Genomic DNA, 733 nt, shown 5'->3' with positions numbered 1-733 from the left:
AACAGGAAGGAGACCGGCGTGGCCGACCGCTTTGTCGCTCCTCACGAACTCTGCCTCGGCGAGATCGCCCCACTCGGCACGGCAAACGGCATCGAATTCTACCCTGTCGGCAGCGCCAGTGGCGGTGGCGATCCTCTTTCGCCGCCGCCTGATCGTATCCCTCTTGGAGCAACGCACATGCTCGCACCACATTCCGGACGGAACGCCGGACGTCATTTCCTTGTCACGGGAGGCACGCAAGGGGTCGGACTTGCCATCGCCAACCGCCTTGCGGAGGAAGGGGCCGCCGGCATCATCATTGCCGGCCGCAACCGTGAGCGCGGTGAAGCCGCTGCTGCCGGATTGACTGCGCAGGGTACCGATTGCCGCTTTGCCGCGGCCGATGTCGGCGATGCGGATGATTGCCAGCGTCTGATCGAAACGGCCCTGGCAGCCTTTCCCGCACTCGACGGCCTTGTCAACGCCGCCGGCACGGCCGAACGCAGCGGCCTGCTCGACACGACGCTGGAACAATGGGATCAGCATTTCAACATCAATGCACGTGGCCCCTTTCTGCTGATGCAGGGATTGGTTTGCCATCTGCTGGCAGGCGCGCGCACCGGGAGCATCGTCAACATTGTCTCCATGGCCGCTCATTGCGGCGGGCCGCAGGTGACCCCCTATTCGGCTTCCAAGGCCGCCCTCGCCAATCTCACGCGCAACACCGCCAATGCCTTTGCCGATCGCGGCATCC

General features: G+C 64.5%; 1 protein-coding gene. It reads left to right on the top strand.

Annotated elements, in window-relative coordinates; translation table 11 throughout:
• Positions 1–18 precede the first annotated feature (18 nt).
• On the top strand, positions 19–733 hold a 715-nt coding region (locus tag ACFHWW_RS33970; protein ID WP_379943756.1), incomplete at its 3' end, for an SDR family NAD(P)-dependent oxidoreductase.

This window comes from Sinorhizobium sp. P24N7 (assembly GCF_042436655.1).
Classification (GTDB): domain Bacteria; phylum Pseudomonadota; class Alphaproteobacteria; order Rhizobiales; family Rhizobiaceae; genus Sinorhizobium; species Sinorhizobium meliloti_A.
Note: the sequence above shows the minus strand (reverse complement) of the source record. Positions and strands in the feature narration are given on the sequence as shown.